Genomic DNA, 1,547 nt, shown 5'->3' with positions numbered 1-1,547 from the left:
TGGAATACGGATCTGATCTGGGGTAATTCGAGGTCGTTTCGGGTCTCGGATGTCGGTGGCCCGGGGTTGACTGGGGGTATGAACAGCACTGCGGAGCTTCTGGATCGGGTCATCGCCGACCTCGACACGGTGCTGTCCGATGACGCGCTGGCGGGGTTGTCGGATGCGGATCGGGTGACTGTTCTGCAGGGTGCGGGTGCTGTCTTCCGCCGCGCGGAGGCCGTGATTGTCGAGACGATCGCGACGGGCGACGCGGCCGACTTTCCGCATTCGGCGGGGTGCCGGGGCCTGAATGAGCTGTTGCAGCGGACGGTGTCGGTGGATGTGCGGGGCGCGTCCCGGGTCGACAGGGTCGTCGATCTGGTGCGGCGACCGGTGAGTCTGGCGGGGGAGAGGATGCCGGCACGGTGGTCGGAGTTGCGTCTCGCGTTGCTGGATGGGGTGGTCGGTGTGGCCGGGTTTCTCGCGGCGACGGGGCCGATCGAGAAGGTGTGGGATCGGCTGACGGTCGATCAGCGGTTGGCGGCGGATGTCGCGTTGGCGGGGTGTGCTCGCGGCCACGGCGTCGTGGTCGACGCTGATGATGAGGGCCTGGAGGCTGATGAGCCGGGTCCGGCGCCGACCCCGCAGGACTTGAAAGCCCTCGCCGAGGATCTCGCGTCGATGTTCGACCCCGATGGGGAAGAACCCAAGGATGAGGACTCCCGTCGCCGCCGGGGCATCACGATCGGTCGTCTCACGGACGGCGTGCACGCGATCCGCGGGTATCTGACCCCGGACGTCGCGGCGCAGTTGCAGCTGATCCTGGACGCGATCCTCAACCCCAAAAGCGACGGCCCGCCCATGCCCGGAGTGCACTTCGCCCCGAGCGAGGGCGCGGATGCGGATGCGGATGCGGATGCGGGTGCTGGTGCGGGTGCTGGTGCAGACGGGGACGATACGGATCCGTTCAACTCGGATCCGCGGTGTGTGCTCGATGACCGCACCGCGGCGCAGAAGCGTCACGACGCTCTCGCGATGGTGTTCGGGATCGCCGCGCGACACAAGGACATGCCCACCCTCGGCGGTTCCGCGCCGGTCCTCGTCGTGAACGTCGACGCGAAGGATCTCGTGGGCGGAATGGGCGGAAACGGTGGGTGGGCGACGGTCGTCGGATCCGGTGCCCACGTCCCGGTTTCCGTCGCCGCGCACGTCGGATGCGCGGGGACGATTCAACGGGTGCTAACCGATGAGGGGCGGATCATCGGGATCACGACCACCGACCGGGTGTTCACCGTGCACCAACGCCGGGCGATCATCGCCCGCGACAAAGAATGCCTCATTCCCGGATGCCACGTTCCGGCATCGTGGTGCGAGATCCACCATGTCGTCGAGCATGCCAGGGGTGGTCCGACGCATACCGACAACGGGGTGCCGTTGTGCTGGTGGCACCACCGATCCCTCGGGACCTCGGGGTGGGAGATCCGCATGGACGACGGGGTCCCGCAGGTGCGGGGACCGGGATGGTGGGATCCCGACGAACGATGGCGCACACCGAGGCTCAGCGT

General features: G+C 67.7%; 1 protein-coding gene. It reads left to right on the top strand.

What is annotated here, in order from left to right:
• Positions 1-78 precede the first annotated feature (78 nt).
• Positions 79-1,547, top strand: a 1,469-nt coding sequence (locus LQZ85_RS17820; protein ID WP_230101306.1) for an HNH endonuclease signature motif containing protein, incomplete at its 3' end; no start/stop codon positions are given.

The organism is Microbacterium sp. Bi98, assembly GCF_918698045.1.
Taxonomy (GTDB): domain Bacteria; phylum Actinomycetota; class Actinomycetes; order Actinomycetales; family Microbacteriaceae; genus Microbacterium.
Note: the sequence above shows the minus strand (reverse complement) of the source record. Positions and strands in the feature narration are given on the sequence as shown.